The 1,553-nt window shown below is 40.0% G+C and carries 1 protein-coding gene; it reads left to right on the forward strand.

Going from position 1 to position 1,553, the window contains the following annotated elements; genetic code table 11:
• A partial coding sequence (locus tag JO950_RS21810; protein WP_202704528.1) for an MBG domain-containing protein occupies nucleotides 1-1,512 on the forward strand: 1,512 nt, incomplete at its 5' end.
• Between the last annotated feature and the right edge of the window lie 41 nt (nucleotides 1,513-1,553).

A 1,553-nucleotide genomic window follows, 5' to 3' on the forward strand; every position in this document is an offset into this window, starting at 1 on the left:
CTAACTGTAAATAAAGCACAATTAACGGTTACAGCTGGTAATAAATCCAGAGCCTATGGAGCTGTCAATCCAGACTTAACAGTGTCTTATAGCGGTTTTGTAAACGAAGATACGGCAGGGAGTCTTACCACAGCGCCAAGTGCCGCAACAAGTGCTGTCGCATCAAGTTCGGCAGGCAGTTATGATATTACAGTAAGTGGAGGAAGTTCAGATAAATACGACTTTATTTATGCTGCTGGTACACTGATCGTTGGCAAAGTGCCATTGACCGTTACGGCCGATAATAAATCAAAAATCTATGGAGCCGCTAATCCGGTCTTAACGCTGTCTTATAGCGGTTTTGTAAACGGAGATACGGCAGGGAGTTTTACCACAGTGCCAAGTGCCACAACAAGTGCTGTAGCATCAAGTCCGGCGGGCAGTTATGGTATTGCAGTAAGCGGAGGAACTTCGGGCAACTACGACTTAACTTATGCTGCTGGTACACTGATCATTGGTAAAGCGCCATTGACCGTTAGAGCCGATAATAAATCAAAAGTTTATGGAGCTGCTAATCCGGTCTTAACGCTGTCTTATAGCGGTTTTGTAAACGGAGATACAGTAGGGAGTCTTACCACAGCGCCAAGTGCTACAACAAGTGCTGTAGCGTCAAGTTCGACGGGAACTTATCCTATCACAATAAGCGGAGGAACTTCGGGGAACTACGACTTTACTTATGTTAATGGTACACTGACCATTGGCAAAACGCTATTGACCGTAACTCAAATTACTGTTGGTACTAAAGTTTATCCAAATCCGGTTAAAACTATTAATTACCTGATGGCATGTGGCGAGAACAACGTAAATGTAGCATTGAACAATGCAATCAATGCAACCTTTACGCCTGCAGCTAATTTTACGATCAATACACCTAAACCTGGAATTTATACGCAAAATGTAACGATTACTTCTGAAGACGGAAGTACTAATGCTACTTATGCTATAACTGTAGAAAAACCATTTGATTTCGATGATATTGTACACCAAAAATTCAATAATGTACTTATCGTAAACAACAACCCTCAAACGAATGGAGGTTACGAGTTTGTTTCATACCAATGGTTTAAAAATGGACAATTAATTGGTACAGGCCAATACTTTTCAGCAGGAGACGATCTGGCGAATAAATTAGATCTTACTGCCGACTATAGTGTAAAAATGACTACTAAAGATGGTAAAGTGCTGCAAACATGTCCTTCTAAAATGAAGACACAGAAATCACTTGAGGTTAAATTGTATCCAAATCCGGTTGAGGCAGGAAAAATGCTTACTGTAGACGCTGATTTGCCAGAAGGTGATTTAGAAAACATGCAAATAAGTCTTTACTCTGTTACAGGTAAACTACTTACAACAGTGAAATCGTCTACTGCTCAGACACAAATACAATTACCTCCAAGTACTGAGAGTAATATGGTTCTTGTAGTTATTGAGTCAGGTAATATCAAAAAGTCATTCAAAGTACTTGTAAAATAATCAAAATCATGCCAGTACCACTTCAAAATGGTACTGGCTAA

Source organism: Flavobacterium sp. UGB4466 (genome assembly GCF_903469665.1).
In the GTDB taxonomy this organism is placed as follows: Bacteria; Bacteroidota; Bacteroidia; order Flavobacteriales; family Flavobacteriaceae; genus Flavobacterium; species Flavobacterium lipolyticum.